Raw genomic sequence first — 18,250 nt, forward strand, 5'->3', positions numbered from 1 at the left:
GCGGGGTGGCACGGGAATTGCCGTGCATGGTCTTTCCGCGCTTTCACCAGCTTTCCGAGTGTATGGCGCTGGAGGAGAGAGCGGGCGGGAGCGACCTGATCCGCCCTGCGCGCGGCGAAGGCGGTTGGCCCATTTCACCCGTCGCCCAAGGCCGCTCTGTTCACTGCCGGGGCTGTCCCGGTATCAGGCTGCCGTCTCGGCTTCCCGCACGGCGATCTCTGCCATGGCGATTGCGGCGTCTCGGGTTGCGGCGGCGGCGATGAAGCGGCCATTGTGGCAAAAGATCGCCCCCGGCACGCCGGAGGCTTCCTCCAGTGCCGCGCCACTCAGTCCGGCCCATGAGGCGGGCAGGTCGGCGCGTTGTTCGAAACCATCCTCGGATTTGCGGATGCCGCCGATCACCCAATCATCGCCGCGCGGGTTGATGACGAACCACAGGTGATCCGCGCCGGCCCTGACCACGGCAGGGCGGAAGGGCATGCCCATGGGCAGTTCGAGGATGCGGCTGGTGCCTGCCTTGGCGATGGCATCAAGGACGATGGCTTCAGCGCGTAGCTTGGCGGCGCTGCGTGCGATGCGGGCCTCGGCGAAGGCGCGGGCGATGGTCAGGGCGGTCTGAAAGGCGCTGTCCTCGGCACCCGGCGCGCTGTCGTCGAAGACCGGCTTCAGGCTCTCGATCAACTCGGGCAAGAGCATGCCTGTGAGCAGCGACCCGGCGCTGGCCGGGTTGAGCGCGCCATTGTCCAGCAGGTCGACCGGCAGGACGAACCTTGCATCAAAGGATGCGTGAACCGTTTCGATATAATCGGCTGGGATGCCAGAGGCAGCCAGATAGTCACGGCCGAAGTGGCGCCAGATCAGGCCGAAGGAACTGAAGGGCTGGCCATCCTCGCGCAGGGGCGCGCCGCGCTGGTGGTGGTCGAAGATCCCCGCACCGGCATCATAGGCGCCGCCCACGTCATAGATGATGCGGTCGGGACCGGGGGTGATCCATTCGGCGCCCCGGCTGCGGACCAGTTCCGCCTGCGGAAAAAGCCGCGTCAGCATGACAGTCGAAAAGACCTCATCCGCATGAAAGCCGCCGGAATGGGTGACGAGATAGGCGGGGGTCATGGTCGGCATTCCTTGGTGCGGTCGGATCGTCCGGTCCGGCCGATCCGGCAAATCATAAGGCAGGGCCGGAAATCCGGCCCCAAAAAATCAACAGGTTGACAAAACTATGCCCCAAACTCGGCGGAAACTACCCAGAGCCGGCACTAACTTTCGCCCGATTTACCAAATCAATGCGTCCACGGGCTGCGGCGGTCGGTGGCAAAGTTTTCGCCATAGCCGCGCGGGCGGATGTTCGGGGCGCGCTTGTGCGTTTCGATCACCTCATAGTCCAGACCGTTTTCGCGGGCGTAATCCTCGGCCTGCTTGCGGCTGGAGAAACGCAAACGGACCTGGCTTGGGTGTCGTTACTGCTGGTCCAGCCCATCAGCGGGTCGATTTCGCGGGCGTCGGCCTGCGGAAAGACCAGCAGCCAATCCTTGGTCTTGGCGGTTCCCGATTGCATGGCGTTGCGCGCCGGCTGGTAAATGCGAACTCGCATGGCGTGACTCTCTGAAAATCCTGCGGAGATCTTATCGCGCAACGCAGCTTGCCATTCAAGCCGGAACCGGCGGGAAAGGTTGACGTTTGGTCAATGCAATCATTGACTGAAAGGTATTACAGATGACGAAATCCTTTGACCGCGTGGCGGCGTCGTGCCGGGTTGCTGCGCTGCTTGCGGGCTTTGCCCTGGCGGGCACGGCGGCCTATGCGCAGGACCTGACCGCCCAGGTGATGGATGCCGCGTCGGAACCGCGTGGCACGGTCACGGTTTCGCCCCTGCTGACCGGCGGTTCGCTGATCGTTCTGGACCTGACCGGTCTGCCGCCCGGCACGCATGGCGTCCATCTGCATGAAACCGGCAGTTGCGAGGGGCCGGAATTCACCTCGGCCGGGGCGCATATCGCGGGTGGGCACGAACATGGCGTGATGGGGCAGGGCGGCGCGCATCCGGGCGACCTGCCGAACCTGCATGTGCCGGAAAACGGCGCGCTCAAGGTCGAATATTTCGCGCCTGCCGTCACCGCCGATCTGCTGATGGACGGCGACGGGTCTGCGATTGTCATCCACGCCGACCCGGATGACTATACCACGCCCCCCACCGGCAATTCCGGCGCGCGCATCGCCTGCGGGGTCTTTGCCGGGGAATAAAGCGACCAGACCTTGCATCCTCGCCCGAAAACGCCAGATTGAGAGGCGAGAACAAAGGTGAAACCATGGGTCACAACAACACCAACGCTCCCGTCGCCCGCTTTGCCGAGGTGACTCGCCCCAAGCTGGAAGGCGGGCGGCGTCTGGTGATGCAAAGCGAATTCCAGCCTGCGGGCGACCAGCCGACGGCGATTGCCGAACTGTCGCAGGGCATAGGTCAGGGGGAACGCGATCCGGGTCTTGCTGGGCGCCACCGGCACCGGCAAGACCTATACCATGGCCAAGGTGATCGAGGCGACGCAGCGCCCGGCCATCATCCTTGCCCCGAACAAGACGCTTGCCGCGCAATTATACGGCGAATTCAAAGGCTTCTTTCCCGATAACGCGGTCGAATATTTCGTCAGCTATTACGATTACTACCAGCCCGAGGCCTATGTCCCGCGCACCGATACCTATATCGAAAAGGAATCCCAGATCAACGAGGCCATCGACCGCATGCGCCATTCGGCCACGCGGGCGCTGTTGGAACGCGATGACGTGATCATCGTCGCCTCGGTCAGTTGCATCTACGGTATCGGTTCGGTCGAGACCTATTCGGCGATGACGCAGGACATGATCACCGGCGAAAGCTATGACCAGCGCGAATTTCTGGGCCAGCTTGTCGCGCAGCAATATCGCCGCCTTGACGCGGCCTTCCAGCGCGGCGGTTTCCGAGTCAGGGGCGATGTCGTCGAGGTCTGGCCCGCCCACCTCGAAGACCGGGCATGGCGGTTCGATTTCTTTGGCAATGAGCTGGAGACGATCACCGAATTCGACCCGCTGACCGGGGCCAAGACCGACAGTTTCAAGCAGATCCGCATCTATGCCAACAGCCACTATGTCACGCCGCGCCCGACGTTGCAGCAGGCGACCAAGAGCATCAGGGCGGAATTGGCCGTGCGCCTGAAACAGTTGCAGGACGAAGGCAAGCTGCTGGAAGCGCAGCGGCTGGAACAGCGCACCAATTTCGACCTGGAGATGCTGGAGGCGACCGGCATGTGCAACGGCATCGAAAACTATTCGCGTTACCTGACCGGCCGCGCACCGGGCGAGCCGCCGCCCACGCTGTTCGAGTTCATCCCCGACAATGCCATTGTTTTTGCGGATGAATCCCATGCTTCCGTGCCGCAGATCGGCGGCATGTATCGCGGCGACTTCCGGCGCAAGATGACGCTGGCGGAACATGGTTTCCGCCTGCCAAGCTGCATGGACAACCGCCCCCTGCAGTTCGAGGAATGGGACGCGATGCGCCCGCAATCGGTCTTTGTCAGCGCCACCCCGCGCACATGGGAGTTGGACCAGACCGGCGGCGTGTTCACCGAACAGGTCATCCGCCCCACCGGCCTCTTGGACCCGCAGATCGAAATTCGCCCGGTCGAGATGCAGGTCGATGACCTGCTGGACGAAATCCGCAAGGTCGCGGCTGCGGGCATGCGCACGCTGGTCACCACCCTGACCAAGCGCATGGCCGAGGATCTGACCGAATATTTCCACGAACAGGGCATCCGCATCCGCTATATGCACAGCGATATCGACACGATCGAACGGATCGAGATCCTGCGCGATCTGCGTCTCGGCGCCTTCGATGTGCTGGTCGGCATCAACCTGCTGCGCGAGGGGCTGGATATTCCAGAATGCGGGCTGGTCGCCATTCTGGATGCGGATAAGGAAGGGTTCCTGCGGTCGGAAACCTCGTTGATTCAGACGATTGGCCGCGCCGCGCGCAATGTCGATGGCCGGGTGATCATGTATGCCGACCGCATCACGGGCAGCATGGAACGCGCCATGGCCGAAACCGAAAGGCGGCGGCAAAAGCAGATGGCCTATAATCTGGAACATGGCATCACCCCCCAGACCGTGCGCAAGAATGTCGACGATGTGCTGGCGGGGCTCTGGCAGGGCGATACCGACAGATCGCGGATCACGGCCAAGGTCGACAAGCCGCTGGTCGGGTCCAACCTTGCCGCCCATCTGGATGCCTTGCGCGCCCAGATGCGCAAGGCCGCCGAAAACCTGGAATTCGAGGAAGCCGCCCGCCTGCGCGACGAGGTCAAGCGGCTGGAGGCGGTGGAACTGGCCATTGCCGACGACCCGCTTGCCCGGCAAGCCGCCGTCGAGGAAGCGGCAGAGGCCGCCGTCAAATCCTCGGGGCGGTCGACGGCAGGGCGCGCGGGGCAGCGCGGCGGGACCAAGCGGTCGCGCAAGCGTTCGGGCTAGGGCTCAGCCGCAATAGGCTTCGGTCACCAGACCCTGATCATCGACCAGAATATTCAGCCGCATCGGGCGAAAGTCCCGCGTCATCGGCATGCCGGGGCGCAAGATGCGGTGCATGATATCGCCGGGGATTTCAATCTGGTCGACCTGCTGGCCGACAAGATCGCCCAAACGGTCCAGCCCGCAGGCAGGGTCTTTCTGTGCGGGGTCTTCGGCACCGCCGGTCAGGACCAGCATCAGCGCGGCGGTATGGATCAGGGCCAGAATGCCAAGATCTCCTGTGTCAGATTGTGAATTTCGTCGCGCGCGGCGCCGTTGCGCGCCGTTTCGCTGGCACCCATGCCCTGACCAAGCGTTTCGGCATAGGCCACCCGGTTGGCAAGCTGCGCGGTGGCGACGATGGCGCCCAACTCGCCCGCCTTTTCGGCGATTTCGGCGCCAAGCCGGGTGTTGGGGCGGGTGCGGTTCAGGACGATCATCGCCTCGGCCTTTTCGCGGCGGGCAAGGTCCAGAACGCCCTCGGTCGCCCACAGATCGACATGGCTGGCCGCGACCGGCACGATGACCAGATCGGCCACGCGCAAGGCCGGGCGCAGGTCGCTGTCGATCTTGGGCGGGGTGTCGATGATGACGAAATCGAAACGCTTTTTCAGCTTTTCGGATTCGTAGCTGGCCCCCCATGCCGAAGAGGTCGAGAATTCCAGATCGTCATCTTCGCCGACGCGGTCCAGCCGTTCCAGAAACCACCGGCCCAGACTGCCCTGCGGGTCGGTGTCGATCAGGGCGACGGAATGGCCCAGGGCGCGCAGCCGGATGGCCAGATTGACCGCCACGGTGGTCTTGCCCGATCCGCCCTTTTGCTGCGCCACGGTGATGATGCGTCCCGCCATCCTGCGCTCCTTGCGGTTGTTCACACCAGATTATGTGGTGCGCCCGGTCGATGCACGTCTTTTTCGCGGCTGCAGCACGAAATTCTCACCAGGTCGAGACGACCTCATACATCACCGGTTCAAAGCTGCGGCACATGGCATGGATGGCGCGGTTTCTGTCGCGCATTTCGGGGGAACGCAGCATGGCCTGATAATCGCCGCGCGCATCCCATTGCGAATAGGTCGCGATCCGGGTCTGGGCGTCGTTCAGATGGACCGCGCCCGAGACATAGCCCGGCGATTTCGAGATGACATCGCGATAGGCGTCCTGCAGCGCGTCCAGCACGTCATGGGCGCTGCCCGGCGTCACCTCGAAGGTGCAGATGACGGTCTGGCCGGAAAAACTGGTGTCGATCCTGGTCATGGCTTGCCTCCCCTGGCTTGCTTGCCTTGGGCCATTCTAGGCGCCCTGCGGGGCCGCCGTCAAAGCCGGATCGCGCCCGGATCGCCCGGCGCGCAAGGGGTGGGCAAGGACCCGGCCATCATGACATCGACAAGTGGGCGAATGCTGCATTCGCCATCCTGAAAATTCCGGCGACCGCATCAAGGGCGCCGCAAGGAGCGCCCGATCCGCGCGCCGCCGTCCCGGTCAGACGTTCAGCAGCAGGTGTTCGCGTTCCCATGGGCTGATGACCTGCAGGAACTCCTTGAATTCGTTTCTTTTCACCGATTGGTAGACATCGACGAATTCCGCGCCCAGCACGTCGCGCATGGCCTGGCTTTCGTCCATCAGGTCCAGCGCATCGCCCAGATTATAGGGCAGTTCATCCGCCGACATATAGGCATCGCCCAGACATTCGGCGCGGGGCAGTTTCTGTTCCGTCAGCCCCAGATAGCCGCAGGCCAGACTGGCCGCGAGGCCCAGATAGGGGTTGCAATCCATCCCCGCCAGACGGTTTTCCAGCCGCCGCGCCTCGGGGCCGGAAACCGGGACGCGCAGGCCGGTGGTGCGGTTGTCGCGGCCCCATTCAAGATTGATGGGCGCCGCGAAATCGGGAACATAGCGGCGATAGCTGTTGACGTAAGGCGCCAGCAGGGCAATCGCTGCGGGCAGGTGGTTCTGCATGCCCGCGATGAAATGCAGGAATTCCGGCGTTTCGCGGCCCTGCTTGTCGGAAAAGATGTTCTTGCCGGTTTTCGCGCTGACGACCGAATGGTGGATGTGCATGGCGCTGCCCGGCTCATCCTCGATCGGCTTGGCCATGAAGGTGGCAAAGCAATCGTGACGCAGCGCGGCCTCGCGGATCAGGCGCTTGAAGTAAAAGATCTGGTCGGCCAGATGGACCGGATCGCCGTGGTTCAGGTTGATTTCGATCTGGCCGGCGCCGCCTTCCTGCAGGATGCCGTCGATTTCAAAGCCCTGTGCCTCGGCAAAGTCATAGATATCGTCGATGACCTTGCCATATTCATCGACCGCCGACATGGAATAGGCCTGTTTCGCGGCGGCGCGGCGGCCGGTGCGGCCCATCGGCGGGATGATCGGCTGGTTCGGGTCGATGTTGCGCGCGACCAGAAAGAATTCCATTTCCGGCGCGACGATCGGGCTCCAGCCCTTGGCTTCATACAGGCCGACGATGCGTTTCAGCAGGTTGCGCGGGGCGACGGGGACGGGATTGCCCTGCTGGTCGCTGACGTCATGGATGACCATCAGCGTCATATCCGCCGTCGAGGGCGCGGCGGCTGTGGTCGAAAAATCCGGCGTCAGGATCATGTCGGGTTCGGTGAACGCGCCCGAGGGGTTATCGGCCCATTCGCCGGTAATCGTCTGAAGAAAGATCGAATTCGGCAGGTAGAACCGTTCCTGCTTGGCGAACTTCGACGCGGGCATGGCCTTGCCGCGCGCGACCCCCGCGATATCGGCGACGATGCATTCCACCTCATCCATGCGGCGCCCGGCGACGTAATCCTGCGCGGCCTGCAGGGTGTGGTCCAGCCAGTCGGGTCTCATGCGGCACCCCTGTTCTGGGCGGTGTCTCTGGCGCGGGGCGCCTTGAAGAATGTCTCGATCCGGTCGGCGATGCTGGCGGAATCGGCCTGACCCATGCGGGTTTCGGCGCGGGCCAGCAGGTCGTCGGGCACGATACCCCGGGCGCGGTGGTCGATCAGCCCTTGCACCATCGTATCGCCGAATTCGGGATGGGCCTGCACCGAATAGGCGCGGTCGTCATAGACCAGCGCGGCATTTTCGCAAAAATCGTTGCGACCCACGATCCGCGCCCCTTCAGGCAGTTCGACGACCTGATCCTGATGCCAGGCGTTCAGCGTGACGTTCTGACCGTCGAAATCGTAATCCTGCGCGCCGACAGCCCAGCCCTTGGGGCTTTTGACGACCTTGCCGCCAAGCGCCTGCGCGATGGCCTGATGGCCAAAGCAGATGCCGACCAGCGGCACATGGGCGTCGTAGGCGCGGCGGATGAAGTCTTCCAGCGGGGGGATGAAGGCATGGGTTTCGTAAACGCCGTGGCGCGATCCGGTCAGCAGCCAGCCATCGGCATCATGGACGCTGGCCGGAAACTCCATCGCTTCGACGTGATAGCTGCGGAAATCGAAACCGCGCCCCGCCAGCAGTTTTTCGAACATGGTGTCATAGTCGCCGACATCTCCGCGAATGACTTCGGGCGACTGACCGGATTTCAGGATGCCGATACGCATGAATTGGCCTATGTTGCTTTGACCACAAGGTAATCCCGCGCGGTGACAGCGGCAAGGGCGGGCAGCGGGGCCTTTGCGTCAAACCCGACATGTTCGCGCGCTGCCGCAGAATGTCGCAGCCCTGCGCGGTCCTGAACCGAAAGTCCTGACTGACGGCCCTGTGGCTTCGTGCTAGCGTCACCCCGACTGTTACAGGAGAATGCCATGCCCGGTTTGCGCCCCGACGTCGATCCCGATGGATTGCTTGAATATTCCGTCGTCTTTACCGACCGTTCGCTGAACCATATGTCCAAGCGTTTCCAGCAGGCGATGCGCGATATTTCCGCGACCCTGCGCGAGGTTTATGGCGCCGAGGCGGTGGCGCTGGTGCCCGGCGGCGGCTCTGCCGCGATGGGATCGGTGGCGCGTCAGTTTGCCAGGGGCGGCCATGCGCTGGTCGTGCGCAACGGCTTTTTCAGCTTCCGCTGGAGCCAGATCTTCGACGCCGGCAACTTCACCCGCGAAACCACCGTGGTCATGGCCCGCGCCACCGGAAACGAACCGCAGGCCAGCTTTTCGCCCCCGCCGATCGAGGAGGTCGTGGCGAAAATCCGCGAGGTGAAACCCGATGCGGTTTTCGCCCCCCATGTCGAAACCGCCGCCGGGATGATCCTGCCTGACGATTATATCCGCGCGCTGTCGGATGCCGCACACGAGGTCGGCGCGCTGATGGTGCTGGACTGCATCGCATCCGGCGCGATCTGGGTCGATATGGCGGCGACCGGCGTCGATGTGCTGATCTCTGCCCCGCAAAAGGGCTGGTCGGCCTCGCCCTCGGCCGGGATGGTGATGCTGTCGGCCAAGGCTGCCGCGCGGCTGGAGGAAACCACCGGCGACAGCTTTTTCCTGGATCTGAAGAAATGGCGCGCGATCATGGCGGCCTATGAAAACGGCGGTCATGCCTATCATGCGACCATGCCGACCGATGCGCTGATCGGGCTGCGCGATGCGATGAACGAAACCCGCGAATGGGGTTTCGACGCCGCCCGCGATGCGCAATGGAAGCTGGGCAATGCCGTGCGCGCGCTGCTGCGCGACAAGGGCATCCGCCTGCTGGCCGCCGATGGTTTCGGCGCGCCGGGCGTGGTCGTCGCCTATACCGGTGATGCGGATGTGCAGAACGGCTCGAAGTTTCTGGCGCAGGGCTTGCAGATCGCGGCGGGCGTGCCGTTGCAGGTGGGCGAGGGCGCGGATTTCCGCACCTTCCGCATCGGGTTGTTCGGTCTGGACAAGCTCAAGGATGTCGATGCCGCCGTCGCGCGCCTGCAAGAGGCCGTCGACAAGGTTCTGTAACGAAACGCCCCCGCGCGTCACGGCAGCGGGGGCGTTTTCTAGGACGGTGTCCAGAATACAGTTCGACGGTTTCGTCGTCGGACAGTTCCGCCATGTAATGCAGTTCCTGCCGCTTGGTCATGACGAAATTCTCGATCAGATGGGCGGGGAAAATGCGGGCGATATGCGGGCAGGTCGCGAATGCGTCGATGGCCGCGCCCCAAGTCGCGGGCGGTTGCGCCAGCCCCTGATCATAGGCGTTGCCCTTGATCGGTTCGGGCGCCTGCATCTTGTCCTCGATCCCGATCAGGGCCGCGCCCAGAACGGCGGCGACCGACAGATAGGGGTTCGCATCGCCCCCCGCCACGCGATGTTCGATCCGCCGCGCCTTTGGCCCCGATGACGGGATGCGGATGGCCGAGGTGCGGTTTTCATAGGCCCAGCCAATCCCCGTCGGCGCATGGGCATTCGGCACCAGCCGGTCATAGCTGTTTTCATGCGGCGCAAAGACCAGCGTCGAGCCGGGCATCGCCGCCAGACAGCCCGCGACCGCATGGCGCAGCATGTCGGAACCTTCCTCGCCGCCATTGTCGAAAATGTTGTTGCCGTCGCGGTCCAGCACGGAAAAATGCATATGCATCCCCGAACCGTTCCATTCTTCGTAGGGTTTGGCCATGAAGGACCCGGCGAAGCCATATTGCCGCGCCAGCCCTTTGACTAACATCTTGAACAGCCAAGCGTCGTCGGCGGCCTTCAAGGGGTCGTCCTGATGCATCATGTTGATTTCGAACTGCCCCGGCACCGCTTCGGAAATCGCAGTATCGGCGGGAATATCCATCGCCTCGCAGGCGTCGTAAAGCGAGGTAAAGAACCGGTCGAAGGCATCCAGCGCCCGCAGCGACAGGGTTTCGGCCCCGGTGCGGCGCTTGCCCGAGCGCGGGCTGGGGCACGCGCAACTTGCCCGCCAGGAATCGTCGATCAGGAAAAATTCCAGTTCCGTCGCGACGACCGGCGTCAGCCCGGCGGCCTTGTAGCGTTCGACGACGCGGGCCAGCGCCTGCCGCGGATCGCCGTCATAGGGCGTGCCGTCGGTGTGGAACATCCACAGCGGCAACAGGCCGGTCGGCGCGTCCAGCCAGGGCATGGGCATGAAGCCGCGTTCCGTCGGCAACGGCAGCCCGTCTGGGTCGCCCGGTTGGAAAACCAGCGGGCTGTCTTCGACATCCTCGCCCCAGATGTCCATGTTCAGGACGGAATAGGGGAATTTCGTGCCCTCGCTGAGGATCTTGTGCGAAAAGCGCGCCGGAATGCGTTTGCCCCGCGCCATGCGGACCAGATCCGCCGCGGCAACGCGGATCGTCTTGACGTCGGGGTGGTCGAGTAGCCAGTCCATGGATCACCTGAAAAGGTTGGGGCGGTAACGCGCGCGCGGCACCGCTCCGGGTAGGTGGCGGTTCAGCCGCCGGTTTGCGACCCCGAGCTGCCGGATCAGGCACCAGGGTCAACGCGATGAAATAAAAGCGCCACGATCGGATAGGCGACAAAGGGGTTGAAGGTCTTTTCCGCAAGATAGCTGGCGTAATACAGGCTGTCGCCGCGCTGCTGGAACGCCGGAAAGGCCGAGAAATAGACCAGCGTCGTGGCATGGAGCAGAAAGATCGCCTCATTCGTATAGGCGGGCCATGCAAAGCGCATGGTGATCGGCCAGAACGATCCGGCGATAGCGTTTCCAGCCGGAAAAGCCATAGGCATCGGCGGCTTCCAGATCGGCCTTTGGGACGTTGCGCAGCGCGCCGTAAAAGATTTCGGCGGGAATAGGCGGCGGTGTTGAGCGTCAGGACGATCAGCACGCGCCCGCCCCATGCGGCTTGGTCAGCCAGCTTGTCTGGACGGTCAGGCCAAGGATGTCGATGCCCGCGCGGGGCAGTTGCACCAAGAGTTCATAGGCCAGAAAGAACTGGATGAACAAGGGGCTGCCCCGGAACAGAAAGATGAACCATTCCGCGGGCTTGCGCGGCAGGGGGTTGGCGCTGGCGCGCGCAGCGCCGCTGGCATTGGCGATGAAAAAGCTTCGATCGGCAGCGCGAAAAGGCGAAATAGACGTTCCAGATCAGCCCCGAGGCGATCGGCGTCAATTCGTGGCAGAGGGTGAAATCGGAACGCGGCGGCACCCGCTGGCCAATGCCAAGCGAGCGCAGCACGTAATCCTGAATGATCTGGAAACAGCTGCTCATGCCGCCACCTTGCGCACGGCTTCGCCCGCCATCGTCGCCTGACCGCCCGCGACGGAGGCGCCGGCGCAGCCGGTCCAGCAGCTTTTCCGAAACCCATGTCATCAGCAGGTAGAACGCCAGCAGGCCAAGGAAATAATAAAGCCGCCAGTCGGGGTGCGGATAGGCAAAGGAAGATGTCTTGGCCCCGCCCAGTTCGCGCGCCCAATAGACGATATCCTCGACCCCGAGGATGAACAGCAAGGGCGTGGCCTTGATCAGCACCATCCACAGATTGGCCAGGCCGGGCAGGGCATAGGTCCACATCTGCGGCAGCAGGATGCGCCGTGTCGCCTGTCGGGGCGTCATGCCGTAGGCCTCGGCGGTTTCCATCTGGGCGCGGGGCACGGCCTGCATGGCGCCGTAAAGGACATTGGCGGAAAAGGCGCCGAAGACGATGGCAAAGGCGGTGATCGCCAGAAAGATGCCATAGATGTCATGCACCCAGCCCGGGCTGCTGGACATGGGCAGTTTCGCCGCCGCGCAGACGACGAAGTCATTGCCCTGCCGGACCGGCACCGAAGGATCGCAATAGACCCGGCTGCGCAGATATTCCAAGCCCTGATCCAGCGCGATGGGCACGAACAGGAAAAAGATGATGTCGGGCACGCCGCGCACCATCGAGGTATAGATCCTGCCGAACCATCGCAGGGGCGCAAAGGCCGAACGCAGCGCCAGGGCGCCGCCAAAGCCGAACAGCAGCGCGATGGGGGCGGTGATGGCAAGGACCAGCAGGACCGTGCCGAAGCTGGTGTAGAACATCATGTGGGTGCCGGTCGTCAGATAGCACGACAACCAGACAAGCCCTTCCAGCGCGGATGGATCGCTACGGTAGGAAAACATCGGTCAGCCCTGTCGGGCCGTCACGGGGCATGTCCCGCGACGGCGCCGGGTTCATTTCGGGATCATCATTCGTGGATCGCGGCAGCGTCGCCGAAATGCTTCGTGATCAGCGCATTCAGGCTGCCATCGCCTTTCATGTCGGTGATGGCGGCATCCAGTTTCTCGCGCAGTTCATTGTCGGACTGACGCAGGCCGACGCCGATCCCTTCGTCCAGAAACACCTCTTCGCCGACAAAGGTCAGATCGTCGCTGTCTTCGACATAGGGGCGGACGACCTCGTGATCGCCAAAGCCGGCATCGGCCTCGCCGTTGCGGATGGCCGCGAAAACCTGGTCGATATTCGGGAATTCCAGCATCGTGGCCGGGGTTTCGGCGATATAGGAGGCCTGAACCGTCCCGGTCTGCACCGCGATGATGCCGCCTTCCAGATCGACGCCGTCCTCCAGCGCGACAAAGGACGAGGCGGCGGGCGGCAGGTAGTTCTGGGTGAACGAGATCGCCTTTTTGCGTTCTTCGGTGATGCTCATCGCGGCCATGATCGTGTCGTAGTTGCCTGACACGAGGTTCGGAATGATCGAATCCCAGTCATTCTTGGCCCGAGTGCATTCCAGCGCCGCGCGCTTGCACAGTTCGTCGCCCAATTCGCGTTCAAAGCCGGCGACCTGGCCGTTGTCGTCGATGAAGTTATACGGAGGATAGGCGCCCTCGGTCCCCATGCGGACGGTCTGGGACATGCCAGCCCCGGCGGTCAGGCCAGCGGTCAGGGCGGTCAGGGCAGCGGCAAGCAGCAGTTTTTTCACTTTTTCTCTCCTGTTGGTCGAACTCAGCAATCCGATGTGGCGCTGAGGAATTGACGCAGCCGCGCGGTTTGCGGTGCGCCGAAGATCTGCGCGGGCGGACCTTGTTCCTCGATCCGGCCCTGATGCAGAAAGATGACGTGATCGCAGACATCGGCGGCAAGGCGCATGTCATGGGTCACGATGATCATGGTGCGATGTTCGGCGGCCAGATCCTTGATGACGCGCACGACCTCTTGCTGCAATTCGGGGTCCAGCGCGCTGGTCGGTTCGTCCAGCAACAACGCCTGGGACCCATGCACAGGGCGCGGGCGATGGCGGCACGCTGTTGCTGGCCGCCCGAAAGCTGGGCAGGCCATGACGCGGCCTTGTCGCCGATGCCGACCTTGTCCAGCAGCGCGCGGGCCTGTGCCTCGACCTCGGCTGCGGGTCGGCCAAGGACGGTGACAGGCGCCTCCATCACGTTTTGCAGGATGGTCAGATGGGACCACAGGTTGAACTGCTGGAACACCATCGACAGATTCGTGCGCAGGCGACGGACCTGGGCGCGGTCGGCGGGCAGGCGCCCCGGCCCGGCGCTGGTCCATTTCACCGGCTCGCCGTCAAAGATCACATCGCCTTTCTGGCTGTCTTCCAGAAGGTTGCAGCAGCGCAGCAGCGTCGATTTCCCCGAACCCGACGATCCGATCAGCCCGATGACATGGCCACGCGGCGCGATCAGGTCGACGCCTTTCAGGACTTCGTGATTGCCATAGGATTTATACAGATCGCGGATTTCGATGACCGGACGCGCGGCGGTGTCCGGCGCGACCGGGTGCTCTGCTGGGGAAGATGCGGCAAGGGCCTGATCATGTGTCATGCTGCGATCAGGCGATATTTGCGGGGCGATTGCAACGGATTCATGCGGCCTGCCGCAGGGTCATTTGGGCGGGCGCCCCCGTGCCGGTCAGCCATCCCGGATCCCCAGATCGATCAGCACCTGTTTGCGGGCCAGCCCTGAATCGCGGTCGCTGACCCCAAGCAGCCCCGCGACCAGCCGGACCAGCGTTTCCTCGGCGGCGGCGCGGTTGCCATCGGCATAGGCGGTTTCCCACAGCGCGGTGACGATGCCAAGCCGGTCCTCCAGCGCGACGCGATCCTTGATCTGGCGGGTAAAGCGGACGGTGTCGGGGGCCTCGGCCTCGATCAGCTCGGCGGCCGCGCGGCGTTCGGCGGCCTCGGCGGTGGTCAGGCCGTGCCTGCGGGCGATGATCTGGTCGATGCGGTTTCTTTCGACCTCGCCGTAATGGTCATCGGCGCGGGCCAGCCGCACCATCAGGGCAGCGATCGCCACCTCTGCATCAGAGGAATCAAGCGGGTCGGATTGCGGGTCATCGCCGAACATGCGGCCAAGGATATTTCGAAACATCGGCGCAGTTTACGGCAATGGCTGGCAGCGGCAAGCTGTCGGATCGGGCAGCGCGCCGGTCATGGGCTGCGACGCTGGTGACATCAAGGGTCCAACCGGCTTTCGCCACCTGCCGTCCCCGCTGGAAACCGCGCCACGATGACATATCGCGGCGCGGCAACCGGCCGTCAGCGGGCGTCAGTAGTTTTGCGGCACATACAGTTCGCGCGGCAGCACTTCGCGTTCGTAATCGGGGTTGAAGACGCGGTCGGGCAGGTGGATTTCCTCGTGCGGGACATCCGTATAGGGCATCATGCTGAGCAGATGCGCCATGCAGTTCAGCCGGGCGCGTTTCTTGTCATTGCCGGGGACGATATACCAAGGCGCCTCGGGGATGTTCGTGCGTTCGAACATTTCCTCTTTTGCCTTGGTGTAATCTTCCCAACGGACGCGGGACTGAAGGTCCATCGGCGACAGTTTCCACTGTTTCAGCGGGTCGTGGATGCGCATCAGGAATCGCATCTGCTGTTCTTCATCCGTGACCGAGAACCAGTATTTCACCAGCCGGATGCCCGAGCGCACCAGCATCCGTTCGAATTCCGGAACGTCGTCAAAGAACTGCTGGACCTGATCTTCGCTGGCAAAGCCCATGACGCGTTCGACACCGGCGCGGTTATACCAGCTGCGGTCGAACAGCACGATTTCGCCGCCCGCGGGCAGGTGGGGAACGTAACGCTGGAAATACCACTGGGTTTTTTCGCGGTCCGAAGGGGCGGGCAGGGCCACGACGCGGGCGACGCGCGGGTTCAGGCGCTGCGTGATCCGCTTGATCGCGCCGCCCTTGCCCGCGCTGTCGCGGCCTTCAAAGATCACCACGACCTTTTCCTTGTAATGGCTGACCCAGTCCTGCAGGCGGATCAGTTCGGCCTGCAGGCGCAGCAATTCGTGGAAATAGACCTTGCGGTCCAGCGCGTCGGGATGGGCGGCGCGATAGATGCGCGAGATTTCTTCGGACAGGGCGGCATCTTCCAGCTCGATCTCGATATCTTCGTCCAGCGTGTCCTGAAGCTCGTTTTCAAGCCAGAGGTTCGGGGTTGGTTGCAGCGGGTTGTCCATGATTGTCTTGTCCTGAGCCAGAGTCGCGCCTGTATATCCCGGGAATTGTGACAGTTCGGTGCGCCCGGGGCGAGGTCAGTCGAAAAACCGCGCACCGCAGGATCGGGTGACGCCAAAGGCAAAGCCCTGGCCCTGTGACTGGGCCAGCGTGCCGCACCATTGGCCGGATGCCGAAAACAGGCTTTTGGTGCCGCGCGGGCGATAGGCAATCCGCCTGCCCGCGCGGTCGAACAGGTTCAGCGTGCCCGCGCCGTTTTCGACGTAATAGCCCACGACCTCGCCATCGCCGGTAAAGATCACGCGCCGCCCGTTTGCCGGATTGTCCGGCGAATTGGCGTAAGAGGCCGATGAATTCGCCGCGCTCGCCGCCGAATTTGCCGCCGCATTCGGTGAATTCGCCTGTCGCGCGGGGGAATTCGCCGGCGCGCCGGGGCCAAGGTCAAAGGCGAGCCGCGTCTGGTCGATGACAAAGATCGGCGCATCGGCCAGCGCCGGGGCGGCCGGGGCGCCGGTCAGGCAGAGCAGGAACGGGAAAAGGCTGCGCATGAAAGCATCCGGTCGCAGGAGGGGCATGGCCGATGATCGCCCCAAGCCGCCCGGAAAGGCAAGATCCGCAGGGCGGATCCTGCCGCTTCGGCCTAGACCAGCCGATCGCCATCCTTGGCCGCGCGAATGAAATCGGCAAACAGCGGCGAGGGCGCGAAGGGTTTGGATTTCAGTTCCGGGTGGAACTGGACGCCGATGAACCAGGGGTGGCCTTCGACCTCGACGATCTCGGGCAGGCGGCCATCGGGGGACATGCCGGAAAAGCGCAGCCCGGCCTTTTCCAGTTCTTCGCGGTAGCTGGCATCGACCTCGTAGCGGTGGCGGTGGCGTTCCTCGATCTCGGTCGCGCCATAGACGCGGGCGACGTTGGAATCCGGCGCGAGGATCGCGGTATAGGCGCCAAGTCGCATGGTGCCGCCCTTGTCATCGGTGACCTTGCGTTCGACCTTGTGATTGCCCTGCACCCATTCCTTGAGGTGGTAGACGACCGGGGTAAAGCGGGTCTTGCCGGATTCGTGGTCGAATTCCTCGGATCCGGCATCCGGCATCCCGGCCAGATCACGCGCGGCCTCGATCACCGCCATCTGCATGCCAAGGCAGATCCCCATATAGGGCACATGCTTTTCGCGGGCATATTTCGCGGCGGCGATCATGCCTTCGGTGCCGCGTTCGCCGAAACCGCCGGGGACCAGAATCGCCTGGAAGTTTTCCAGATAGGGGGCGGGGTCTTCCTTCTCGAAGATCTCGCTGTCGATCCATTCGGCGCGGACGCGGACGCGGTTGGCCATGCCGCCATGGGTCAGGGCCTCGGCGATGGATTTATAGGCGTCCTCCAGCTGGGTATATTTGCCGATGACGGCGACGCGGACCTCGCCCTCGGCATTGTCCAGCCGGTCCATGACATCTTCCCAACGCGACATGTCGGGGCGCGGCGCGGGGCTGATCTGAAAGGCGTCCAGCACGGCGCGGTCCAGACCGGCGCGGTGATAGGCCATCGGGGCCTCGTAGATGGATTTCAGGTCATAGGCCGGGATCACCGCATCGGGGCGAACGTTGCAGAACAGCGCGATTTTCGCGCGTTCCTTTTCCGGGATCGGATGTTCGGACCGGCAGACCAGCACGTCGGGGGCAAGGCCGATGGACTGCAATTCCTTGACGCTGTGCTGGGTCGGCTTGGTCTTCAACTCTCCGCTGGCGGCCAGATAGGGCAGCAGCGTCAGATGCATCAGGATACATTCGCCACGCGGGCGTTCGTGGGTGAACTGGCGGATCGCCTCGAAAAAGGGCAGGCCCTCGATATCGCCGACGGTGCCGCCGATTTCGCAGAGCATGAAATCGACCTCATCATCGCCGATGGACAGGAAGTCCTTGATTTCATTGGTGACGTGGGGGATGACCTGAATGGTCTTGCCCAGATAGGCGCCGCGGCGTTCCTTTTCCAGCACGTTGGAATAGATGCGGCCCGATGAAATGGAATCGGTGCGGCGCGCCGACACGCCGGTAAAGCGTTCGTAATGGCCCAAATCCAGATCGGTTTCGGCGCCGTCGTCGGTGACGAAAACCTCGCCATGTTCAAAGGGCGACATCGTGCCCGGATCGACGTTCAGATAGGGGTCCAGCTTGCGCAGCCTGACGGTATAGCCCCGCGCCTGCAACAGCGCCCCAAGCGCGGCCGAGGCCAGCCCCTTGCCCAGTGAGGAAACCACGCCGCCGGTGATAAAGATATAACGCGCCATTGGGGCTCCCGTGATTATTCATCAAGTCGAAAGCGGTCCATCTGGACCGGCATCACGGGAGAATAGCTATATCCGATTCTTCCCGAGGCCGCAACGGACCGCAAGGTATTGGAAAGAGGCGGCAAGCGCCCCTTATCTTCGTCGGTTCAGTTCTGGGTCGCAGGTGCGG

The 18,250-nt window shown here is 63.4% G+C and carries 14 protein-coding genes and 5 pseudogenes; 3 read left to right on the top strand and 16 right to left on the bottom strand.

All coding sequences use genetic code 11. The annotated features are described in order from the left end of the window. Window positions 1–183: 183 nt before the first annotated feature. The gene (locus tag PE067_RS07150) at window positions 184–1,113 is read right to left on the bottom strand and encodes an MYG1 family protein (protein WP_276188496.1); all 930 of its coding nucleotides are present in this window, start codon (window positions 1,111–1,113) and stop codon (window positions 184–186) included. Between the two features lie 167 nt (window positions 1,114–1,280). Beyond that, window positions 1,281–1,591: pseudogene (locus PE067_RS07155) on the bottom strand (ETC complex I subunit). Window positions 1,592–1,713: 122 nt separating this feature from the next. On the opposite strand from PE067_RS07155, the gene PE067_RS07160 reads away from it, so the two are divergent. Both PE067_RS07160 and uvrB read left to right on the top strand, forming a co-directional pair. Further along, window positions 1,714–2,241 (top strand): superoxide dismutase family protein, encoded by a 528-nt coding sequence (locus PE067_RS07160; RefSeq protein ID WP_276188497.1) that lies wholly within the window; start codon window positions 1,714–1,716, stop codon window positions 2,239–2,241. A 65-nt stretch (window positions 2,242–2,306) separates the two neighbouring features. Next, a pseudogene (uvrB, locus tag PE067_RS07165) lies at window positions 2,307–4,497 on the top strand (excinuclease ABC subunit UvrB). A gap of 3 nt (window positions 4,498–4,500) precedes the next feature. On the opposite strand, the gene PE067_RS07170 reads toward uvrB, so the two are convergent. The 5 genes from PE067_RS07170 to PE067_RS07190 form a co-directional block, all read right to left on the bottom strand. Further along, on the bottom strand, window positions 4,501–4,731 hold the full coding sequence (locus PE067_RS07170; protein ID WP_276188498.1) for an I78 family peptidase inhibitor: 231 nt from the start codon (window positions 4,729–4,731) through the stop codon (window positions 4,501–4,503). Between the two features lie 17 nt (window positions 4,732–4,748). Next, entirely contained in the window at window positions 4,749–5,384 is a 636-nt protein-coding gene (gene parA / locus PE067_RS07175; protein ID WP_276188499.1) for a ParA family partition ATPase, read from the bottom strand. Between the two features lie 85 nt (window positions 5,385–5,469). Next, window positions 5,470–5,787 (bottom strand): antibiotic biosynthesis monooxygenase, encoded by a 318-nt coding sequence (locus PE067_RS07180; RefSeq protein WP_276188500.1) that lies wholly within the window; start codon window positions 5,785–5,787, stop codon window positions 5,470–5,472. 225 nt (window positions 5,788–6,012) lie between these two features. Continuing rightward, window positions 6,013–7,371 (bottom strand): glutamine synthetase family protein, encoded by a 1,359-nt coding sequence (locus PE067_RS07185; protein WP_276188501.1) that lies wholly within the window; start codon window positions 7,369–7,371, stop codon window positions 6,013–6,015. Next, the gene (locus PE067_RS07190) at window positions 7,368–8,075 is read right to left on the bottom strand and encodes a type 1 glutamine amidotransferase (protein WP_276188502.1); all 708 of its coding nucleotides are present in this window, start codon (window positions 8,073–8,075) and stop codon (window positions 7,368–7,370) included. Before PE067_RS07190 ends, PE067_RS07185 begins: the two co-directional genes overlap by 4 nt. A gap of 204 nt (window positions 8,076–8,279) precedes the next feature. On the opposite strand from PE067_RS07190, the gene PE067_RS07195 reads away from it, so the two are divergent. Continuing rightward, window positions 8,280–9,407: an aminotransferase class V-fold PLP-dependent enzyme gene (locus PE067_RS07195; protein WP_276188503.1), complete on the top strand. Its 1,128-nt coding sequence runs from the start codon at window positions 8,280–8,282 to the stop codon at window positions 9,405–9,407. On the opposite strand, the gene PE067_RS07200 is transcribed toward PE067_RS07195, so the two are convergent. The 9 genes and pseudogenes from PE067_RS07200 to PE067_RS07240 form a co-directional block, all read right to left on the bottom strand. Then, window positions 9,349–10,779 carry a glutamine synthetase family protein gene (locus tag PE067_RS07200; protein WP_276188505.1) on the bottom strand — a complete coding sequence of 477 codons (1,431 nt, stop codon included), beginning with the start codon at window positions 10,777–10,779 and terminating at the stop codon, window positions 9,349–9,351. The two genes, PE067_RS07195 and PE067_RS07200, sit on opposite strands and share 59 nt — an antisense overlap. A 3-nt stretch (window positions 10,780–10,782) precedes the next feature. Then, window positions 10,783–11,620 (bottom strand): annotated as a pseudogene (locus tag PE067_RS07205) (ABC transporter permease subunit). Further along, a pseudogene (locus PE067_RS07210) lies at window positions 11,617–12,499 on the bottom strand (ABC transporter permease subunit). Before PE067_RS07210 ends, PE067_RS07205 begins: the two co-directional pseudogenes overlap by 4 nt. A 65-nt stretch (window positions 12,500–12,564) precedes the next feature. Continuing rightward, window positions 12,565–13,299: a transporter substrate-binding domain-containing protein gene (locus PE067_RS07215; RefSeq protein WP_276188506.1), complete on the bottom strand. Its 735-nt coding sequence runs from the start codon at window positions 13,297–13,299 to the stop codon at window positions 12,565–12,567. Between the two features lie 23 nt (window positions 13,300–13,322). Continuing rightward, window positions 13,323–14,155: pseudogene (locus PE067_RS07220) on the bottom strand (amino acid ABC transporter ATP-binding protein). Between the two features lie 87 nt (window positions 14,156–14,242). Continuing rightward, window positions 14,243–14,704 carry a TerB family tellurite resistance protein gene (locus tag PE067_RS07225; protein WP_276188507.1) on the bottom strand — a complete coding sequence of 154 codons (462 nt, stop codon included), beginning with the start codon at window positions 14,702–14,704 and terminating at the stop codon, window positions 14,243–14,245. Between the two features lie 177 nt (window positions 14,705–14,881). Then, on the bottom strand, window positions 14,882–15,799 hold the full coding sequence (gene ppk2 / locus PE067_RS07230; protein WP_276188508.1) for a polyphosphate kinase 2: 918 nt from the start codon (window positions 15,797–15,799) through the stop codon (window positions 14,882–14,884). Between the two features lie 75 nt (window positions 15,800–15,874). Then, window positions 15,875–16,345: a hypothetical protein gene (locus PE067_RS07235; RefSeq protein ID WP_276188509.1), complete on the bottom strand. Its 471-nt coding sequence runs from the start codon at window positions 16,343–16,345 to the stop codon at window positions 15,875–15,877. 92 nt (window positions 16,346–16,437) lie between these two features. Further along, on the bottom strand, window positions 16,438–18,081 hold the full coding sequence (locus tag PE067_RS07240; RefSeq protein ID WP_276188510.1) for a CTP synthase: 1,644 nt from the start codon (window positions 18,079–18,081) through the stop codon (window positions 16,438–16,440). Between the last annotated feature and the right edge of the window lie 169 nt (window positions 18,082–18,250).

It is taken from the genome of Paracoccus sp. DMF-8, from assembly GCF_029309835.1.
Classification (GTDB): Bacteria; Pseudomonadota; Alphaproteobacteria; order Rhodobacterales; family Rhodobacteraceae; genus Paracoccus.

What these genes read in the sequence shown, in the direction of transcription:
- PE067_RS07225 (WP_276188507.1), bottom strand. Translation starts at nt 14,704, where the DNA reads ATGTTTCGAAATATCCTTGGCCGCATGTTCGGCGATGACCCGCAATCC.
- PE067_RS07195 (WP_276188503.1), top strand. Translation starts at nt 8,280, where the DNA reads ATGCCCGGTTTGCGCCCCGACGTCGATCCCGATGGATTGCTTGAATAT.
- PE067_RS07235 (WP_276188509.1), bottom strand. Translation starts at nt 16,345, where the DNA reads ATGCGCAGCCTTTTCCCGTTCCTGCTCTGCCTGACCGGCGCCCCGGCC.
- parA (WP_276188499.1), bottom strand. Translation starts at nt 5,384, where the DNA reads ATGGCGGGACGCATCATCACCGTGGCGCAGCAAAAGGGCGGATCGGGC.
- ppk2 (WP_276188508.1), bottom strand. Translation starts at nt 15,799, where the DNA reads ATGGACAACCCGCTGCAACCAACCCCGAACCTCTGGCTTGAAAACGAG.
- PE067_RS07200 (WP_276188505.1), bottom strand. Translation starts at nt 10,779, where the DNA reads ATGGACTGGCTACTCGACCACCCCGACGTCAAGACGATCCGCGTTGCC.
- PE067_RS07180 (WP_276188500.1), bottom strand. Translation starts at nt 5,787, where the DNA reads ATGACCAGGATCGACACCAGTTTTTCCGGCCAGACCGTCATCTGCACC.
- PE067_RS07170 (WP_276188498.1), bottom strand. Translation starts at nt 4,731, where the DNA reads ATGCTGGTCCTGACCGGCGGTGCCGAAGACCCCGCACAGAAAGACCCT.
- PE067_RS07160 (WP_276188497.1), top strand. Translation starts at nt 1,714, where the DNA reads ATGACGAAATCCTTTGACCGCGTGGCGGCGTCGTGCCGGGTTGCTGCG.
- PE067_RS07185 (WP_276188501.1), bottom strand. Translation starts at nt 7,371, where the DNA reads ATGAGACCCGACTGGCTGGACCACACCCTGCAGGCCGCGCAGGATTAC.
- PE067_RS07150 (WP_276188496.1), bottom strand. Translation starts at nt 1,113, where the DNA reads ATGACCCCCGCCTATCTCGTCACCCATTCCGGCGGCTTTCATGCGGAT.
- PE067_RS07190 (WP_276188502.1), bottom strand. Translation starts at nt 8,075, where the DNA reads ATGCGTATCGGCATCCTGAAATCCGGTCAGTCGCCCGAAGTCATTCGC.
- PE067_RS07240 (WP_276188510.1), bottom strand. Translation starts at nt 18,081, where the DNA reads ATGGCGCGTTATATCTTTATCACCGGCGGCGTGGTTTCCTCACTGGGC.